Annotated in this window: 1 protein-coding gene; it reads right to left on the bottom strand. The window is 48.1% G+C overall.

The window, feature by feature from the left end; translation table 11 throughout:
* The coding region (locus MTCD1_RS19485; protein ID WP_143760193.1) for an ATP-binding cassette domain-containing protein at nt 1-172 on the bottom strand (172 nt) is incomplete at its 3' end.
* Nucleotides 173-262: the final 90 nt, after the last annotated feature.

Below are 262 nucleotides of genomic sequence, written 5' to 3'. Positions count from 1 at the left end.
CCGCAAGCAAGCCGAGCAAGGTCGACTTGCCAGATCCTGATGGCCCAAGAATAGCGATACTTTCTCCATGCTTGACATCCATATTGATGCCGTTGAGGATAGTAAGCTCTCCCTCTTGGGTAGCCACTGACTTAACGAGATTCTTAACTGTGATAGCACTGATATCTGACATAAAACCCTTCTATTCCATCTTACTTAGACGCTTGCTGACTCTGCTAACCTTAACCTGCCTGCTCGTTAGCACTCAAGCATTAGCCGCCCC

Origin of the sequence: Colwellia marinimaniae, assembly GCF_002207865.1 — a bacterium.
GTDB classification, from domain to species: domain Bacteria; phylum Pseudomonadota; class Gammaproteobacteria; order Enterobacterales; family Alteromonadaceae; genus Colwellia; species Colwellia marinimaniae.
This window is presented reverse-complemented; position numbering and strand designations above follow the sequence as displayed.